General features: G+C 63.2%; 8 protein-coding genes and 3 pseudogenes. 2 read left to right on the top strand and 9 right to left on the bottom strand.

The genetic code is table 11. The features are described 5' to 3' along the window. The 4 genes and pseudogenes from B5E66_RS02095 to B5E66_RS02080 form a co-directional block, all read right to left on the bottom strand. Nucleotides 1–331 (bottom strand): annotated as a pseudogene (locus B5E66_RS02095) (beta-methylgalactoside transporter); the annotation flags it as partial. 19 nt (nt 332–350) lie between these two features. Further along, nucleotides 351–1,892, bottom strand: a complete 1,542-nt coding sequence (locus tag B5E66_RS02090) for a sugar ABC transporter ATP-binding protein (protein WP_087228320.1) — start codon at nt 1,890–1,892, stop codon at nt 351–353. A 127-nt stretch (nt 1,893–2,019) separates the two neighbouring features. Then, on the bottom strand, nt 2,020–3,078 hold the full coding sequence (locus tag B5E66_RS02085) for a substrate-binding domain-containing protein (RefSeq protein ID WP_087228319.1): 1,059 nt from the start codon (nt 3,076–3,078) through the stop codon (nt 2,020–2,022). Between the two features lie 454 nt (nt 3,079–3,532). Further along, a complete protein-coding gene (locus B5E66_RS02080) occupies nt 3,533–8,035 on the bottom strand; it encodes an acyl-CoA dehydratase activase (RefSeq protein WP_087228318.1) in 4,503 nt (1,500 codons plus the stop codon). 422 nt (nt 8,036–8,457) lie between these two features. On the opposite strand from B5E66_RS02080, the gene B5E66_RS02075 reads away from it, so the two are divergent. Further along, entirely contained in the window at nt 8,458–10,008 is a 1,551-nt protein-coding gene (locus B5E66_RS02075) for an alkaline phosphatase (RefSeq protein ID WP_087228317.1), read from the top strand. A gap of 114 nt (nt 10,009–10,122) precedes the next feature. On the opposite strand, the gene B5E66_RS02070 is transcribed toward B5E66_RS02075, so the two are convergent. The 3 genes from B5E66_RS02070 to pyk all read right to left on the bottom strand — a co-directional run bounded on the left by B5E66_RS02070 (nt 10,123) and on the right by pyk (nt 14,340). Beyond that, a complete protein-coding gene (locus B5E66_RS02070; protein WP_087228316.1) occupies nt 10,123–11,814 on the bottom strand; it encodes a M3 family oligoendopeptidase in 1,692 nt (563 codons plus the stop codon). 294 nt (nt 11,815–12,108) lie between these two features. After that, entirely contained in the window at nt 12,109–12,561 is a 453-nt protein-coding gene (locus B5E66_RS02065) for an S-ribosylhomocysteine lyase (RefSeq protein WP_087228315.1), read from the bottom strand. Nucleotides 12,562–12,573: 12 nt separating this feature from the next. Continuing rightward, nucleotides 12,574–14,340, bottom strand: a complete 1,767-nt coding sequence (pyk, locus tag B5E66_RS02060; RefSeq protein WP_087228314.1) for a pyruvate kinase — start codon at nt 14,338–14,340, stop codon at nt 12,574–12,576. A 295-nt stretch (nt 14,341–14,635) separates the two neighbouring features. Between pyk and B5E66_RS02055 the strand changes: the two genes are divergently transcribed. Beyond that, the gene (locus B5E66_RS02055) at nt 14,636–15,814 is read left to right on the top strand and encodes a phosphopentomutase (protein ID WP_087228313.1); all 1,179 of its coding nucleotides are present in this window, start codon (nt 14,636–14,638) and stop codon (nt 15,812–15,814) included. Between the two features lie 63 nt (nt 15,815–15,877). Here the strand turns inward: B5E66_RS02055 and B5E66_RS13580 are convergent. Beyond that, a pseudogene (locus tag B5E66_RS13580) lies at nt 15,878–16,042 on the bottom strand (SEC-C metal-binding domain-containing protein); the annotation flags it as partial. Nucleotides 16,043–16,227: 185 nt separating this feature from the next. Continuing rightward, a pseudogene (gene secA, locus B5E66_RS02050) lies at nt 16,228–18,838 on the bottom strand (preprotein translocase subunit SecA); the annotation flags it as partial. Nucleotides 18,839–18,893 lie beyond the last annotated feature (55 nt).

Genomic DNA, 18,893 nt, shown 5'->3' with positions numbered 1-18,893 from the left:
CCACGGGGGTGGGCAGGGTGGGCAGGCCGGGATAGAATTTGTTGGGCGCGTCGGAGGTCTGGGCGAAGATGCAGGCCAGGCAGGCTGCAAAACCAGCCAGACGGCCGGCAGACAGGTCGTTGCCGGTGGTGATCAGGCAGCCGGAAATGCCCAGGGCGATGATGTAGCGGATGGACACGTTCTTCAGCAGGTTGATGATGTTGGTCGGGCCGAAGAAGTTGGGGTGGATGATGCCGACGATGAGGGAGACCAGCACCATCAGCACGATGATAGCATTGTTGCCCAGCCAGCTTTTAAAGATCTGGCCGGTGGATTTCTTGGTAGCTTCCACGATTAGACTGCCTCCTTATTCACTGATTGGCCGCAGCCTTTTCGGGTGCGGTCTCAAACTGAGTGGCCAGGGCCATGATGTTCTCCTGGGTGGCGTCCTTGCCGTCGATGAAGCCGGTGATGCGGCCGTCACACATGACCATCACCCGGTTGGACATACCGATGATCTCGCTCATTTCGGAGGAGATCATGATGATGCTCTTGCCGGCTTTGGCCAGTTCGGCAATGATGCAGTAGATCTCATACTTGGCGCCGACGTCGATGCCGCGGGTGGGCTCGTCCAGGATCAGGATGTCGGGGTTGTTGGCCAGCCACCGGGCGATCAGGACCTTCTGCTGGTTGCCGCCCGACAGGCTCTTGATCTGGGTCTTGGGGCTGGGCACCTTGATGGCCATTTTTTCCTTGTTGGACTGCACCAGATCCAGGATCTTCTTGTTGTCCAGCATGATGGGGCCTTTGCGAAGGTCGTCCAGGGAGGCGATGGAGATATTGTCGGCAACGCTGAGCACGCCCATGATGCCGGTGGCGCGGCGGTCCTCGGTCAGCAGGGCCAGGCTCTTGGCGATGGCGTCCCGAGGCTGCTTGATGTGCACTTCCTGGCCTTTGATCCAGACTTTGCCCGCCGTATGGGCGCGCAGGCCGAAAATGCCTTCCATCAGCTCGGTGCGCTGTGCGCCCACCAGGCCGGCCACGCCAAGGATCTCGCCCTTGTGCAGCTCAAAGTTGCAGTGGCGGAAACTGCGGGGATGGATGGAGGTGAAGTCCTCCACCTTGAGGACCACGTCGCTGGAGGGATGGTTCTCCAGCGGGGGATACTGGTTGGAAAGTTCGCGGCCCACCATCTTGGCGATGATCTCCTCTTTGGTGATGGTGGACACGTCCCACTTGCCGATGTACTGGCCGTCGCGCATGATGGTCACTTCGTCCGCGATCACCTTGATCTCGTCCATCTTGTGGCTGATGTACACCAGCGCCACGCCCTGGCTCTTGAGCTCCCGCATGATGCGGAACAGGGATTCCACCTCATTGGAGGTCAAAGAGGAGGTGGGCTCGTCCAGGATCAGGACCTTGCAGTTGGCCGAGACCGCCTTGGCGATCTCCACCATCTGCATCTGCGCGATGCTCAGGCTGCCAAGCTTGGCCCGGGGATTGATGTCCAGCTTGAGCTTTTTCAGCAGCTCCTCGGTGTCCTTGTACATTTTGGGGTGATCCACCGTGACGATGGGCCCGAAGCGTTTGGTGGGATAACGGCCCAGCCAGATATTCTCTGCAACGGTGCGGGCCGGGATGGGCTGCAATTCCTGGTGCACCATGGCGATGCCCCGGTTCAGTGCGTCCAGCGGGGTGGGGATGGTGACCTTCTGCCCTTCGTACTCGATCTCGCCTTCGTCCATCTTGTAAATGCCGAACATACATTTCATCAGGGTGGACTTGCCGGCGCCGTTCTCGCCCATCAGGGCCATGACCGCGCCGGGGCGGAGCTCAAGCCGGGCATGGTCCAGAGCTTTGACGCCGGGGAAGACCTTGACGACGTCTCGCATGACCAGACGGTACTCTGCCATTCCGTAGAGCCTCCTTTTCTGCTAAAATAACACAACACACAACAAAGAGGGCGTGCGCGAGAAGCAGCCGCTTCCACGCACGCACCTCCCATTCCTTATCAGCGGTTCCGTTCAGACGGCACGCTCATCAGAGATACTCTGCGGCGTTCTCCGCGGTGACCTTGACGTAGTCGACCCAGTAGTACTGCTCCACGGGCTCGCCTTCCACATACATACGGGTGGCCTCGGTGGCGGCGGTGGCCTGGCCCACATCGTCGTTCAGGACGGTACCGGTCATGCGGCCGTCGATGACAGCCTGCACAGCCTCTGCCAGAGCGTCAACACCCACCAGGTAGATGTCGGTGCCCACGGTGCGGCCGGCCTGCTCGATGGACTGCAGGGCGCCCAGAGCCATGGCGTCGTTGTTGCAGAAGACCACTTCGATCTGGTCGCCGTACTGTGCCAGAGCGTTGGCCACGTCCTGCTGGGCCAGGGTCTGGTCCCAGTTGTCCAGGTACTCGTACAGGCAGTTGACGGTCTTGCCGGCGTCTTCCAGAGCCTTGATGGAGTACTCGGTGCGGTACTGGGCGTCGATGTTCTCGGGGTCGCCCTTGCACATGATGTAAGTAATGGTGCCGTCGCCGTTGATATCGCCCTCGGTATCGGTGGCGAGGATCAGCTCGCCCTGGTAGGTGCCGGACTGGCGGGCGTCAGCGCCCACGTAGCAGCACTTGTCGGGATAGCTGTCCAGCACGCTCTTGTCGGGCTCGCGGTTGATGAAGACGATGGGGATGTTGGAAGGCGAGATGGTGTCCACGATGGTCTGGGCCGAGGTGGTCTGCACCGGGTTGATGATCAGGACGTCCACGCCCTGCTGCAGGAAGGTGCTGATCTGCTCGGTCTGGGTGTTCTGGTCGTTCTTGCCGTCCATGATGGTGACGCTGTAGCCCAGCTCGCCCAGATACTCCTCCAGGTCTGCACGGTACAGGGTCATGAAGTTGTCGGCGAACTGGTAGATGCACACGCCGATGTCGGCGCTGCCGGAAGCTGCGGCGGCCGAGGAAGCCGTGGAAGCAGCAGAGGAAGCAACAGAAGTCGCGGTGGAAGCAACGGAGCTGGAATCACCGCCGCCGCAGGCTGTCAGGGCAGCAGTCGCGCCGACAACGGCAGATGCCTTCAGAAAGTCGCGGCGAGAAATCATTTTCATAATAGCATTCTCCTTCATCAAATACACTCGTTTCGGGCAGGCCCCCCACACGCTAAGGGACAAGCCCTGTACTGAATCTATTATACATTTGGTCTGAAACTGTGTGCAATAGTAAAAACAGACAAGGTTATATTAAAAATTTTGTGCCAGTTGTACAACAAAAACAAGGTAAGCTTGTACTTTTTACCATAAACGGCACAAAATTGCATGTACAAGCATCATATGTACAAAAGTTTCGCTTTGGGACGATTTTCTCCGGCGGCCCGCCGGCCTGCTTGTCTGGAAAACAAGCGGGATTTCACACAGGGAACGGCCATGTGGTTTTGCACTATTTACATGGAGTATTGTTGTTTTTGGCAAACTGAGGTAAATTGCTAAAGTTTCGCGCTGCTCCCGCCTGCCGCCCGCGCAACAAAAACAGCGCATGGAGTTTTCCATGCGCTGCCTTTAGGGGTTAAGATTGTGCCGGCACCACGGCGGCGGTCCGTCCGCCCCGGCGCTGGCGGGCGGCAGGTTTTTCCTGCTGCTCCCGGGGGGCCAGAGTGGGGGCCGGCGGGGTGGCGCTGCCGGGCCTGTCGTTCCGGGCGGCGGACTGGCTGCGGGCCTTTTCGGTCATGATCAGCATTTGCAGCCGGTTTTCCAGGTTGGCAAAGCTGACGTCGGGATCGTAGTCCAGGGGCAGGATCTGGGCGTCGGGATACATCTCCTTGAGGCGCTTGGCCACGCCGCGGCCCACCACATGGTTGGGCAGGCAGCCAAAGGGCTGGAGGATGATGAAGTTGCGGCAGCCCTCTTTGGCGTGGTGGAGGATCTCGGCGGGGATCAGCACACCTTCGCCCGCGTCGAAGGTGTGGTGGATGATGGGGTCGCTGGCCCGCACGATGTCCTGCATCCGGGCAGCCCTGTGGTACAGCGGATGCTGCTTGGCGATGGAATCGGTCAGGGCGTGGGCCGCGTTGAACACCTCGTCGGCGGTGCGGTACCACAGCTTTTCGCCCAGGGGCTTGGAGATGCGGTACTCTTTGATCTGGGAATCCATATAGAAATAGGTCTTGCGGATGACGTCGGTCATGCGGGCCTCGATGATCTCGAAGCCGTTGGATTCCAGGTATTTTTCGATGTCGTGGTTGGCTCCGGGGTGGAAGTTGAGCAGGTACTCGCCCACGATCAGGACGGTGGGGCGGGGCCGGCTGCGGTCGTACTCCACCTCTTTCATCAGCCGGATGGCCTGTTCAAAGCCCTTTTTCAGGCCGGGGATGCCGCGGCGGGTCATCCCGTCCACAATGGCGTCCATCCCGGCCTCAAAGGCCCGGTCGGCGGCGCCGGGGACCCTTTCATAGGGGCGGATCTTCCGCAGCAGCTCCTCCATCACGTCGATCATGGGGAGGGAGAAGGCCAGGTTGACCGAGGACACCAGGTTCATCTTGAAGCCGGGGTGCATATTGTGGCTGTCCTTGTCGTCGTTGGTCAGGATGGGCACGTCGGCATAGCCTGCGTCATCCAGGGCCTTGCGCAGCAGGGCGCTGTAATGGGTCAGGCGGCAGTCGCCGATGTACTTGGCCATAGCCACCGCCACTTCGCTGTTGTCGTACTGCCCGCTGCGCAGGGCGGCCAGGGCCTCGCCAATGACGATCTGGGCGGGGAAGCAGATGTCGTTGTGGACGTACTGCTTGCCCAGGCGGATGGCCTCCTCCCGGCCCACGGCCAGGGGCACCGCCCGAAGGCGCTGGGCCGCAAAAGCCGCCGACATCACCCGGCAGAAGGCGTGGGAGGTGTTGGGAACCAGGACCACGCGGTCCTTCTTGTCCTGCCGGGTGAACTTGACCGGGTAGGGGTCGGGCAGCTGGCGGACCGGATGGCGGATGCCACGGGCCCGGCGGATGACCGCCGTCTCCACAAAGGACCGCACCCGGATGCGCAGGGAGCCCTGGGCGTCGCTCTCGTCCAGCTTGAGGATCAGGGGACTCTTGCCCGAGATCTCGTGCATCATGCGGGTGATCTCATCGGAGAGGTAGGCGTCATGGCCGCAGCCAAAGCTGACGATCTGCACATACTCCAGGCACTCATCCTGGGCGGCCAGCACCGCCGATGCAAGCATCCGGGCGTGGTAGTTGTTGACGATGTCCAGGCGGCTGCGGCTCAGGTCCACCTTGTTCACATCGGGCAGGGAATCGTTGGTCAGCACCGGGATGCCCAGGTTGACGAACAGCTCGGGCAGGGCGTGGTTGACCAGCTCGTCGTTCTGGTAGGGACGGCTGGCCAGCACCACCGCGTAGCGGTTTTCCTGATGGCAGTGGTGCAGCACCGCCTGGCCCGCCGCCTTGAGCTGGGTCGAGAAGCTGGCCTGGGCCGCGTCGCCGGCGGCAATGGCCCGGCCGGTCAGCTCCCGGCTGATCCCGAAGGCGGCGGCCATATAGTCGGCCAGCTGGCGGTCCCGGTCGGCGTGGTGGTGCCAGTGGAACAGGGGCGCGTCAAAGGGGATGCCCCAGCGGCGCTGGGGATCGTCCGAATTGCGGATGACGATGGGATACCCCTTGACCACCGCGCACATGGACTCGCTGGTGGAAGCGGTGCCCTCGGGCTGGACGGTGGTGATGGTGGGCATGAAGATGCGGTCCACCTTCTTTTTGGCCAGATCGCGCAGGTGGCCGTGGACCAGCTTGGCGGGGAAACAGACGGTGTCCGAAGTGACGGCGGACAGACCTTCCTCATACATGGGGCGGGTGCTCTTGCCCGACAGCTGGATGCGGAATCCCAGGCTGCGCCAGAAGGCGTTCCAGAAGGGCATGGTCTCCCAGAAGGACAGCACCCGGGGGATGCCGATGGTGACGCCCCGGTCGGGGGCCAGGATGGGTGCGTCGTAGTCGGCAAAGAGCAGCTTTTCCCGCACGGCGAACAGGTTGGGGATCCGCTGCATGGACTGATTGGCCTGGCGCACCTTGTCCTGGACGGCCTTGTCTTTGGGGTCTCCCAGGATCTCGCCCCGCTCACACCGGTTGCCGGTGACAAAGCTCTCGCCCCCCGGAAAACGGATGACGGTGCGGCTGCAGTGGTTCTGGCAGAAGGGGCAGGGCTCGTTCTGGCTCTGGGTATAGGTAAAGGCGTCCAGCGCCGCAAAGCCGATGAAATGGCTGGCGGGGAAGCCGCTGGCCTCGGCCTGGCGCTTGGTCAGCAGGGCGGCGCCGATGGCGCCCATCTCGCCGGGATAGGGGGCCCGGGTGACGGTGCGGCCCAGATACTGCTCCAGGGCCCGCAGCACCGCGTCGTTTTTAAAGGTGCCGCCCTGCACCACGATGCGGCTGCCCAGCACGTCGGTGTTGGGGATGCGCACTACCTTGGTGAAAACGTTTTTGATGATCGAGCGGCACAGCCCCGCCATGATGTCGTCGGGGGTGCGGCCGTTCTTCTGTTCGGTGATGATGCTGCTGTTCATAAAGACGGTGCAGCGGCTGCCCAGCTCGGCGGGGGTGGAGGCCCGGAACGCCGCATCGGCAATGCCGTCCACCGGGATGCCCAGGGAGGCGGCGAACTCCTCCAGAAAGGAGCCGCACCCCGAGGAGCAGGCCTCGTTCAGCAGCATATTGGTGACCACGCCGTCCTGGATCCAGATGGCCTTCATGTCCTGGCCGCCGATGTCCAGCAGGAAGGTGACGTCGGGTACATAGTGGCAGGCGGCTGCGGCGTGGGCCACCGTCTCCACCGTGTGGTAGTCGCCCCCAAACGCCTTGCTCAGCATCACCTCGCCGTAGCCGGTGGTGCCCAGGCCCAGCACCTCCAGCGTGACGCCCTGGAGGGCGTATTTCCGGTGCAGCTGCTGCAGGCCGTGGCGGATCACCTCGATGGGGTCGCCCCGGTTGTTGGCGTAAAAGCGGTCCACCACCTGCTCGTTTTCGTCCAGCAGGACCAGCTTGCCGGTGGTGCTGCCGGCGTCCACGCCGATGTAGACCCGCAGGGTGTCCCCGGCCTTGACCTGAGGAGCCGCCAGCTCGGGCAGGGTATGGCTGGCCTGCCATTCCTGCCGCTCGGCGTCGGTGGCAAAGTACCGCTCAGCGGTGTGCTGTTCGGCGGCGGGAGGCGCGGCGGACAGCCGCTCCAGAGCCTCCTCGGGGGTGATGGGCGCCGCCCGGCCCACCGGCAGGGGATACAGTTCCTCCATGGCCAGCGCGGCGCCCAGGGCCACGATGGTGTCGGCGTTGTCGGGGCGGATGATCTGGTCCTGGGACAGGCCCAGCCGCTGGGCGAATACCTGCACCAGGGTGGGATTGTAGGTCAGGGGGCCGCCCTCAAAGATGACCGGCGGGGTCATCTCCAGGCCCTGGGCCAGGCCGCCGATGGTCTGCTTGGCGATGGCGTGGAAAGCCGACAGGGCGATGTCGGCCCGGCTGGCGCCCTGGTTGAGGAGGGTCTGGATGTCGGTCTTGGCAAAGACGCCGCACCGGCCCGAGATGCTGTACACCTGCCGGCCCTGGGCCGCCAGGGCCTCGAACTGGTCCGAGGGCACCCGCAGCAGGGCGGCGATCTCGTCGATGAACGCGCCGGTGCCGCCGGCGCAGCTGCCGTTCATCCGCATATCCGAGGTGGTGAGGGTGCCGTCCTCCTCCTGGCGGAAAAAGATGACTTTGGCGTCCTGGCCGCCCAGCTCGACGGCGGTGCGGGCGGCGGGGTAGAGGGCGCGGACGGCGGCGCCGTTGGCCACCACTTCCTGCACATAGCATACGCCCATCTGGTCGGCCAGGGGGCGTCCGCCCGAGCCGCATACCGCGATCCGCATGGGCCTGCCTGCAAATTTGGCGCAGATGGCGTCCAGCAGGCTGCACAGGGTGCGGCGCTGCTCGGCGTGGTGGCGCTGGTAGCGGCGGAACAGGGTCCGGCCGGTGACACGGTCGGTCAAAACGGCCTTGACGGTGGTGGAGCCGACGTCCAGGCCAAGGGTCAAACGTTCTAACAATTCTTTCATTGTATTACCATCTTATGTCGTGCTGTTTGTGTGGATCGGGCGCAGGGACGTGAAAGTCCCTGTATCGTTCGATATCACACAGAATACCACGGCAATGTGAACATTTCAACAATTTGAGGCAAGTTTTGCGCTTTTTTGTAGCATTGCTCAGAATTCTTGCGGATCTTAAAATGCTTTTTGGACTGGATGCGGCAAATGCGCCAAAATTTTACACGGGGCACCAGGTTTTTACATTTGCCGCCCAAACAGGCTCCGTTTTTTTACCAAAGCTTTGCGCGAATATGGTTTCGCCCCGGCGGGGCCTTGAGTACAATAAAACCGTCCCACACAGAGCAAGCAAAGGCCCGCCGGACGGGCCGGGGCGCGCCGCAAGACGCGCCGGATGATAGATTGGGTACCGTAGAGAGAAAGGAATTATGGTTATGAAAAACGCTAAGCTTTCCCGCCGCAGCTTTCTGAAGGCCGGCGCCGCCGCTTCGGTGGCGGGCCTGGTGGCCGCCAACGCCGCAGCTGCTTCTGCCGCTGAGCCCAAGGCTGCCGCAGCCCAGGAGAACGGCCTGCTGGACGGCCTGTTCGGCGGCAAGACCCCCAAGTACATTTTCCTGTTCATCGGCGACGGCATGGGCCTGCCCCAGATCCAGTCCGCTTCCTTCTATAAGGGCACCGTCGAGAACAACGGCGCTGTGATCCCCGCTGAGCTGAGCTTCATGAAGTTCCCCTTCACCGGCAGCGTCACCACCTATGACTCCACCTCTTTCTGCCCCGACTCCGCTTCCACTGCCACCTCCATCGCTTCGGGCGAGAAGACCGAGTCCGGCGTCATCAACATGACCCCCTGGACCCGCGACGTCCCCTTTGAGACCATCGCGGAGAAGCTGCACAAGCAGAAGGGCTACAAGATCGGCGTTCTGTCCACCGTCAACATCGACCACGCCACCCCCGCTGCCTTCTACGCACACCAGGCCAAGCGCAGCAACTACTATGAGATCGGCCAGGAGCTGGCCAACAGCGGCTTTGAGTACTTTGCCGGCGGCGACTTCCAGAAGCCCCGCGGCGGCGCTGTCTCCAACTACGACATGGCCATCGCCAACGGCTACAACCTGGTGACCACCCAGGCCGGCGCTGAGGCCCTGAAGGCCGGCGCAGGCAAGACCCTCATCATTGCCGAGCACCGCGCCGACGCTGCCGCCATGAATTACAGCATCGACGCAGCCGCAGGCGAGTGGCAGCTGTCCGACTACGTCCGCAAGGGCATCGAGCTGCTGGACAACCCCACCGGCTTCTTCATGATGGCGGAGTCCGGCAAGATCGACTGGGCCTGCCACGCCAACGACACCGCTGCTTCCATCCACGACGTGCTGGAGATGAGCAACGCTGTGCAGGTGGCTGTGGACTTCTACAACCAGCACCCCAACGATACCCTGATCCTGGTCACCGCTGACCATGAGACCGGCGGTATGACCATCGGCTTCACCACCACCAACTACGACACCTATCTGACCAACCTGACCAAGCAGACCACCTCCTTCATCAAGTTCGATACCGACCACATCGACAAGCTGCGCGCTGTGGGCGCTTCCTTCGAGGAGGCCCTGACCGACGTCAAGAACTGCTTCGGCCTGATCACCGCCAACGATCCCGATGCGTCCAACCCCGAGTACGAGAACCTGATCCTGACCGACTACGAGCTGGATCAGCTGCGTGAGGCCTATGAGCGCAGCATGACCGTGGGCGCTTCCAGCCAGGACGAGATGAGCCAGCGCGACTACGAGCTGTACGGCACCTACCAGCCGTTCTCCGCCGCCCTGTGCCATGTGCTGAACCACAAGTCCGGCATGGACCACACCACCTGGTCCCACACCGGCGCCCCCGTCAACATCTACGCCATCGGCGCCGGCAGCGAGAAGTTCACCGGTGCGTTCGACAACACCGAGATCTTCCACAAGCTGGCGGAACTGACCAACGTGCAGTGATGCACTCTGCTCCTGAAAACACAAAACTCCTTCTTTACCTTCTTTAAAGCATAAGACAGCCCCCCGCCGGGGCACCGCGCGACACGGTGCAGGCGGGGGGCTTCTTTGTGCTGGTTAGACCTGGTGCCGGCGGATCCACTCGGCCACCGGCTGGGCGATGGCCTTGACGCTGCCCGGCTCAAAGGGGGTGCGCAGGCCGGCGGTGGCGCACAGCTCGGTGTAGCTGGCGGTGCCGCCGCGGCGGCACAGTTTGAGATACCGCTGCCAGGCGTCGGCGTGGTCGGCCTCGCTGAGCAGGAAGAACTGCAGGGCCGCCATGGTGGACAGGCAGTAGTCGATATAATAGAAGGGGCACTCGTAGATGTGCAGCTGCCGCTGCCAGCCCGCGCCCCGGCCGTAGAAGGGCAGGCCGTCGAAATCGATCCAGGGGCGGTATTTCTTTTCCAGGCGCAGCCATACGTCGTTGCGCTGGTCCGGCGTCAGGTTGGGGTGCTGGTACATGATGTGCTGGAACTCGTCCACCTCGCAGCCATAGGAAAGGAAGATCAGGCTCTCCTCGGCGTGGGTCAGGGCGTATTTGGGAGTGTCGGCCCCGAACAGCAGCGAATGCCAGGGCGCAGTGAGGAACTCCATGGCCATCGAGTGGATCTCAGCGCTCTCCATGCTGGGGCACTTCAGATCCTCGGGAATGGATGCATCCCGGGCGGCGATATAGCCCTCAAAGGCGTGGCCGGCCTCGTGGGTCAGCACGTCCACATCCCCGGCGGTGTCGTTCCAGTTGGCAAAGATGAAGGGTGCTTTGTAGTCGGGCAGGATGGTCATATAGCCGCCATTGGCCTTGCCCGGGCGGCTGAGCACGTCGAACAGCTCGTTGTCCTGCATGAAGTCGATGAATTCGGCGGTCTCGCTGCTCAGCTCGTGGTACATGGTGCGGGCGGCGTCCATCCGCACCTGATACCCCTTCACCGGCACCGGGTTGCCGTCGGGGAAGGCCACGTTCAGGTCGGCAAAGGTGGGATGCTGGATGCCGGCCCGCTGGGCCCGGCGGGCTACCACCTCGGCCAGCAGGGGCACCACGTCCTGCGCCACCTGGTCCCGGAAGGCGCGGATCTCCTCGGGGCCGTAGCCGATGCGGTTCATCCGGGCGTAGGACAGCTGGCTGTAGTCGGCGTAGCCCAGGACGGCAGCCTGCTGATTGAGGTTTTGGACGGTGCGCTCGTACAGCTCGTCGAACTCGACGCGGTGTGCGTCAAAGTAGCCCGCTTCGGCCTCAAAGGCGGCGCGGCGGACCGAGGCGTCCAGACTCTGCTTGTAGGGGCCCAGCTGGGGGATGGTCAGCTCCTTGCCGTCCAGCTGCACCAGGGCGCCGCCGTACAGACGCTGGTACAGGCTGGAGATGGTGTTGGCCTCCTGCTGCAGGGCGGTGACCCGGCTGTCCACCGACAGCACCGCGTTGCGCATACCGGGCACACAGGTGGAGCCGTAGGCCCGGGTCAGGGCGTCCAGATGGGGATTGGCCAGGATGGCCCGATAGATCTCGGTGACGGCGTTGGAGACGGCGGGGCTGTTGGTGTCGAAAAAGTCCTGCTCGGCCTGCCAATAAGGGTCCCGGGTGTCGCAGGTGTAATGGATATTGGCCAGGTTGGCGGCCGTGGAAAAGCCCGCCAGGGCGGCGCTTTGGTCGTAGTACAGCTTGACCAGGGCATCACCGGTGGAGGCGGCTGCGGCGTCAGCGGCAAACCGGGCGCACTGGGCCAGGATGGCGTCGATGTCGGGGCGTGCATAGGGCATTTCGCTGAACTTCATAGGGTGTGATTCTCCTTCCTGTTCCTATCTGCAATAGGATTCCTGATAATAGCTCTAGCATACCACGGAACTGTGAAAAAGGGAAGGGAAAACAAAAAGCCCCCGCCGAAGCGGGGACCGGAAGTTACAGGGTGCTCAGAATATACTGGAGCTCGGGACGCAAGGTGTGGTGCCAAGTCAACGCGACGGCAAAATACGAGCCGTCGAAGGTTTCGACCATGGCAATGCAGCCCTCGGCCTTCTCGCGGAAGAAAGCCGGGGGCTGTTTGCAGATTTAGGAAGCGATGAAACGGTTTAGTAGTGCAGGCCGTCGGCGGTCAGGGCCTCCAGGACCGGCAGCATGGCGGCGCATTCCGCCCGGGCGGCGGGAAGGTCCATGTCGCGGTAGTTGCCGCACTCCACTTCGCTGGCGCCGGGGATGGGCCCCTCATACGAGGCCATAAAGCGGAAGGAGTCCACCGTGAGCGCGAGGGCCTGGGCAGGGGACAGCCCGCGCGTCAGCAGGTAAAAACCGGTGCGGCAGCCCATCGGCCCCACATACACCACGCCCTGGCTGTACGAACTGTTGCGGGCGTAGGTGGCAAACAGATGCTCGATGGTGTGGGCTGCCCCGGTGGACAGGTAGTCCCCTTGGTTGGGGCGCTTCATCCGGATATCCCAGGTCAGTACGTCGCCGTCCTGCCGGGAAAGGTACATACCGGGCATCAGTTTGGTGTGGTCCACGCAAAAGCTGGCGATCCGCTCCATACCCGCGCCCCCTTACACCTGGCTCTGCAGGGACTGGACGCTGCCGTGAGCGCAGTCCACCGCAATGTCCAGGCCGTCGCGGATGTGGCTGGTGGCGCCCTGTGCGCCCACGATGGCGGGCTTGAGCAGGGCTTTGGCCACAATGGCCGCATGGCTGTTGAGGCCGGGCTCCTCTACCACCAGGGCGGCGGCGTCGCGGATGTAGGGGGTCATATCGTTGTTGGTGAAGGGCAGCACCAGGATCATGCCGGGCTTGAAGCGGGCCTTGATCTCGTCCAGGGTGTGGCAGACGCAGGCTTTGCCGGTGGCGCTGGCGTTGTCGCTGTCCTCGCGGCCCACGCCCACGCCGGAGGCCAGGCAGTTGCCCACCATGTGGATCTTGACCATGTTGGTGGTGCCGCTGACGCCCACCGGCACGCCGGCGGTGACGACGGCCAGCTCGCCGTTGTGGATGTAGCCGTACTTCTCAGCCAGGCCGGTGGAGACCTCGATCAGTTCGTCGGTGCTGTGGGCCAGAGGCATCAGCAGCGGGGTGATGCCCCAGGAAAGGGACAGCTGGCGCTGCACCTGGGGCCGCATCACAAAGGCAATGATGGGCTGGTCGGGACGGTATTTGCTCAGCAGGCGGGCGGTGTTGCCCGACTCGGACACGGTGACGATGGCCGATGCATTGACGTCCTGTGCGGTGAGGCAGGCGGCGTGGGCGGTGGCGTCGCTGACCGAAGTGGTGCCGCTGATCTTCATCCGGCCCAGACGGTGCACCTGGTAGTGGGCGTCGGCCTCGGTGCGCTCGGCGATCTGGGACATGGTGCGGAGGGCCTCCACCGGATAGGCGCCGGCGGCCGTCTCGCCCGACAGCATGATGGCCGAAGTGCCGTCGTAGATGGCGTTGGCCACGTCCGAGATCTCGGCACGGGTGGGACGGGGGTTGTTGATCATGCTGTCCAGCATCTGGGTGGCGGTGACGATGGGCTTGCCGAAGGAGTAGGAGCGGTCGATGATGGACTTCTGGATGCTGGGCAGCTCGGAGAAGTCGATCTCCACGCCCAGATCGCCGCGGGCCACCATCACCGCATCGGCGGCCGCCAGGATGCTGTCGATGTTCTCGACGCCTTCGGGATTCTCGATCTTGGCGATGATGCGGATCTTGGAGTCGTACATATTCAGCAGGTTGCGGATCTCATACACGTCCTGTGCGGTGCGCACAAAGGAGGCCGCGATGAAATCGAAGCCCTGCTCGATGCCGAAGATGATGTCATCCCGGTCGCGCTGGCTCATATAGGGCATGGACAGGTGGACGCCGGGAACGTTGACGCCCTTCTTGTTCTTGATCTTGCCGCTGTTCAGCACGGTGCAGACAATGTCGGTGTCGGACACGTCCCGGATGGACAGCTGGATCAGACCGTCGTCCAGCATGATGGTGCCGCCGGGGGCCACATCGTGGGGCAGGTCCTTGTAGGTGATGGAGACGATCTCGTTGGTGCCCTCCACCTCGCGGGTGGTCAGAGTGAAGGTCTGGCCTTCCTCCAGGACCTCCGAGCCGTTCTTGAACTCCTTGAGGCGGATCTCGGGGCCCTTGGTATCCAGCAGGGCCGCCACAGGCTTGTCCAGCTCTTCCCGGATGGCCTTCAGGGCCTCAAAACGGCCCTTGTGCTCCTCGTGGGAGCCGTGCGAGAAATTGAAACGGGCCACGTTCATCCCGTTTTCCACCAGCGCCCGCAGCACGCCCTCCTTATCGGTGGAAGGGCCCAGGGTGCAGATGATCTTGGTTTTGCGCATTGCGATACCTCCTAGCAAACCGGTTGCTGTATGCTGTATGTATAAGGTTTTGCTTTGTTTCCATACATCCCTATTATAACGGGATGAATACAATTGGGCAAGCAATTTTTTGTAAAATATTGCCCGCCGTCCCAAAAGCCGCGCTGCCCTGCAAAATGGGCGCGGAAGGTGACCGGGCCTCTTTCTCTCCGGCGCAAAATATGGTACAATAGCAAAAAACATTGCATCATACGGCGGGCTGAGCGCCGGCAGGACCGGCCGCGCCGCCGCCCGCCGCAGAAAGGATGGATCAAGAATGGCAAAACGTGTATTCCTGATCGTTTTGGACAGCTTCGGCATCGGGGCTGAGCCGGACGCCGCCGCCTTCGGGGACGAGGGCACCAACACATTGGGGGCCATCGCCGGGCACCCCGCGTTCCATTGCCCCAACATGGGCAGGCTGGGCCTGTTCAACATCGACGGGGTGACGGTGGGGCAGAAGGACCCCGCGCCCCTGGGGGCATACGCCCGCCTGCAGGAGCAGAGCATGGGCAAGGATACCACCATCGGTCACTGGGAGATCGCCGGCGTGGTCAGCCCGGAGCCTCTGCCCACCTTCCCGGACGGATTCCCCCCCGAGCTGATCGCCGATTTTGAGGCAAAGACCGGCTACAAGGTGCTGTGCAACAAGCCCTATTCGGGCACCGAAGTGCTGAAGGACTACGGCGAGCAGGCGATGGCCCAGAACGCCCTGATCGTCTACACCAGCGCCGACAGCGTGTTCCAGGTGGCGGCCAACGAAGCGCTGGTGCCGGTGCCCGAGCTGTACCGCATCTGCGAGACGGCCCGCCGGATGCTCACCGGCAAGTACGGGGTGGGCCGGGTCATTGCACGGCCCTTTGTGGGGGACTGCGCCGCAAACTTCAAGCGGACCACCAACCGTCACGACCTCAGCCTCAAGCCCCCCCGGGACACCATGCTGGACCTGATCCGGAAGGCGGGCCTGGACGTCATCTCGGTGGGCAAGATCTACGATATCTTTGACGGCCAGGGTCTGACCGAGAAGATCAAGACCACCGGCAACACCAACGGCATCGCCTTCACCCAGGCTTTGCAGACCCGGGATTTTGAGGGTCTGGCCTTCATCAACCTGGTGGATTTCGATATGCTGTACGGTCACCGGCGCGACGTGGCCGGCTATGCTGCCGCCGCCACCGAGTTCGACCGCTTCCTGGAGGGCTTTCTGCCCGGTATGCGGGAGGATGATATCCTGATGGTCACGGCCGATCACGGCTGCGACCCCTCCTACACCAAGACCACCGACCACACCCGGGAGTATGTGCCCTGGCTGGTGTATGGCAAGCACGTCCGCCCCGGCGCCGATCTGGGCACCCGGATGTGCTTTGGCACCATCGCCAAGACCATCTGCGCCTATCTGGACGTAGACGCCTCCACCCTGGACGGCCAGAGCGCCTGGGACGAGATCCGCTGCTGAGAACCGCAAAATGCCCCCGCCTTTCTTCTGAGAAGGGCGGGGGCGTTTTATTTTAGGATCGGCTTATTTCTTGGAGGGGTAGAGGTCGGGGTGATACTGCTGGCAGGTGCACTTTTTCCACTTCAGGCCGCTGCCGCAGGGGCAGGGATCGTTGCGGCCGATCTTGCCCACCCGAACGGGCTTGTTGGCGGCGCCTGCCACCTGGCCCGCAGCGGCTGCCTTGGCGCCGGCGCTCTGGCCGGTCATCTTCTGGCGCAGGGCCGCCACGTCGGCAGAGCTGGGGTTGGCCGACGGGATGGGCGCCCGGGCCGGTGCAGGCTGGGCCTGCGCAGCCGGTGCGGCTGCCTGAGGGGCGGGAGCGGGCCGGGCGGCCGGAGCCTGGGCAGGCTGCTGGCCGGGCTGCACCGGGCGGACCTCGATCATCAGCAGCATCTTGACGGTGTCCTCACGGATGGAGTCCACCATCTGGTCGAACATATCGAAGCCCTCGATGCGGTATTCCACCACAGGGTCCTTCTGGCCGTAGCTGCGCAGCGAAATGCCCTTGCGCAGCTGGTCCATGTTGTCGATGTGGTCCATCCAGTAGCGGTCCACGCAGCGCAGCAGGCAGATGCGCTCCAGCTCCCGCATGAGGGGGGCGCCGTAGCGGGCTTCCTTGTCGGCAAGCACCTTCATCCCGCGGTCGTACAGGCTGTCGGCCACTTCCTGCTGGGTCAGCCCGGCGCGCTGCTCGTCGGTATACTGGAAGTCGTTCTCGGTGGCCAGCCAGCCGTTGTAGTGGCGGCGCAGGGCGGCGAAGTCCCAGGTATCCTTGTCCTCGCCGGCCAGGAACAGCGCGCAGCTGCTGTCCACGTTGTCCCGCAGCATCTTGTGGATGTCGGCGCTCACGTCCTCGCCGTCCAGCACCTTGTGGCGCTGGCCATAGATGATCTCGCGCTGCTGGTTCATGACGTCGTCGTACCGCAGCACGTTTTTGCGGATCTCGAAGTTGCGGCCCTCCAGCTTCTTCTGGGCGCTCTCGATGGTGGAGGTGATCATCCGGGTCTCGATGGGGGTATCCTCGTCCAGGCCCATGCTGTTCATCAGGTTCTGGACCCGCTCGCCTCCGAACAGGCGCATCAGGTCGTCCTCCAGGCTCAGGTAGAAGCGGGAGGCACCCGGGTCTCCCTGGCGGCCGGCGCGGCCCCGCAGCTGGTTGTCGATGCGGCGGCTTTCGTGGCGCTCGGTGCCGATGATGAACAGGCCGCCTGCGGCCCGTACTTCCTCGGCCTCGCTGGCGATCTCCTCCTTGTACTGGCGGTACAGCTGGTCAAAGCGGGCCCGGGCCGCCAGGATGTTGGCGTCGGTGGTCTCGCTGTGGCCGTCCGCCTCGATCAGCAGATCCTCCACCTGCTCGGGCAGGGCGTCCTGGGGTGCTTCGGGGTTGAGCAGTTTTTCACAGAACTGCTCCTTGCGCATCTGGGCCTTGGCCATGAACTCGGCGTTGCCGCCCAGCATGATGTCGGTGCCGCGGCCTGCCATGTTGGTGGCGATGGTGATGGCGCCCTTCTTGCCGGCCTGGGCCACGATCTCGGCCTCGCGCTCGTGGTTCTTGGCGTTCAGGACGTTGAAGTCCCGGGTGCGCTTCTGGAGCATCTTGGCCAGGATCTCGCTCTTTTCCACGCTGACCGTGCCCACCAGCACCGGCTGGCCCTTGGCATGGCACTCCATCACCTGGTCGATGACGGCGCGGTACTTGCCCGCCACAGTGGAGTAGACCACATCGGGGTAGTCCTTGCGGATGTTGGGCCTGTTGGTGGGCACCGTGACGATGTTCAGGCCGTAGATCTCGGTGAACTCGGTGGCCTCGGTGCGGGCTGTACCGGTCATGCCGGACAGCTTTTTGTACATACGGAAGTAGTTCTGGAAGGTGATGGTGGCCAGGGTCTTGCTCTCGGAGGCGATGTGGACGCCTTCCTTGGCCTCGATGGCCTGGTGCAGGCCCTCATTGTAGCGGCGTCCGATCATCAGACGGCCGGTGAACTCGTCCACGATGATGACCTCGCCGTCCTTGACCACATAGTCGATGTCCTTTTTCATGACGCCGTGCGCCTTGATGGCCTGCTCGATGTGGTGCACCAGGGTCATGTTCTCGGCGGCGGCCAGGTTCTCCACCTTGAAATATTCCTCCGCCTTGCGGATGCCGCTGGCGGTCAGGGTGGCGGTCTTGTGCTTTTCGTCCACCACATAGTCGCCGTCGGCCTGGTCGTCAGCCTCCTCTTTGCTCTCCAGCTCCACCACCACGCTCTTGCGCAGCGAACGGACGAACTGGTCCACCTGGGTGTAGAGGGAGGAGGAGTCCTCCCCGCGGCCCGAGATGATCAGGGGGGTGCGGGCCTCGTCGATGAGGATGGAGTCCACCTCGTCCACGATGGCGTAGGCATGACCGCGCTGGACCATGTTGGCCTTGTAGGTCACCATGTTGTCGCGCAGGTAGTCGAAACCGAACTCGTTGTTGGTGCCGTAGGTGATATCGGCGTTGTAGGCCTTGCGGCGGGCGGCGCCGTCCAGGCCGGGGACGATCAGGCCCACCGTCAGCCCCAGCCAGCGGTACAGCTTGCCCATCCACTCGCTGTCGCGCTTGGCCAGGTAGTCGTTGACGGTGACCACGTGCACCCCTTCGCCGCTGAGGGCGTTCAGGTAGGCGGGCAGGGTGGCCACCAGGGTCTTGCCCTCGCCGGTCTGCATCTCGGCGATGTTGGCGCGGTGCAGGGCGATGCCGCCGGTGATCTGCACCGGGAAGTGCTTCATGCCCAACACCCGCCAGGCGGCCTCGCGGCAGACCGCAAAGGCGTCGGGCAGGATGTCGTCCAGCGTCTCGCCCTTGGCCAGCCGCTCTTTCAGGGCGGGGGTCTGGGCTTGCAGCTCGCCGTCGGACATGGCTGCGTAGGTGGGCTCCAGGTCAAGGACCTTCTTGGTGATGGGGTTGATCTTCTTCAACTCCCGGTCCGAGAAAGTGCCAAAGATTTTTTCTACCAGGGACATAGTTTCACCTCAAAATACAGGATGGTCTGTCTATCAAAAAGCAGTGATGCTGAAA

Origin of the sequence: Faecalibacterium sp. An121 (assembly GCF_002160915.1) — a bacterium.
GTDB classification, from domain to species: Bacteria; Bacillota; Clostridia; order Oscillospirales; family Ruminococcaceae; genus Faecalibacterium; species Faecalibacterium avium.
This window is presented reverse-complemented; position numbering and strand designations above follow the sequence as displayed.

Excerpts from the sequence above, each read along its gene's own strand:
- B5E66_RS02080 (WP_087228318.1), bottom strand. The coding sequence starts at position 8,035 with ATGAAAGAATTGTTAGAACGTTTGACCCTTGGCCTGGACGTCGGCTCC.
- B5E66_RS02085 (WP_087228319.1), bottom strand. The coding sequence starts at position 3,078 with ATGAAAATGATTTCTCGCCGCGACTTTCTGAAGGCATCTGCCGTTGTC.
- B5E66_RS02090 (WP_087228320.1), bottom strand. The coding sequence starts at position 1,892 with ATGGCAGAGTACCGTCTGGTCATGCGAGACGTCGTCAAGGTCTTCCCC.
- B5E66_RS02070 (WP_087228316.1), bottom strand. The coding sequence starts at position 11,814 with ATGAAGTTCAGCGAAATGCCCTATGCACGCCCCGACATCGACGCCATC.
- B5E66_RS02065 (WP_087228315.1), bottom strand. The coding sequence starts at position 12,561 with ATGGAGCGGATCGCCAGCTTTTGCGTGGACCACACCAAACTGATGCCC.
- B5E66_RS02055 (WP_087228313.1), top strand. The coding sequence starts at position 14,636 with ATGGCAAAACGTGTATTCCTGATCGTTTTGGACAGCTTCGGCATCGGG.
- pyk (WP_087228314.1), bottom strand. The coding sequence starts at position 14,340 with ATGCGCAAAACCAAGATCATCTGCACCCTGGGCCCTTCCACCGATAAG.
- B5E66_RS02075 (WP_087228317.1), top strand. The coding sequence starts at position 8,458 with ATGAAAAACGCTAAGCTTTCCCGCCGCAGCTTTCTGAAGGCCGGCGCC.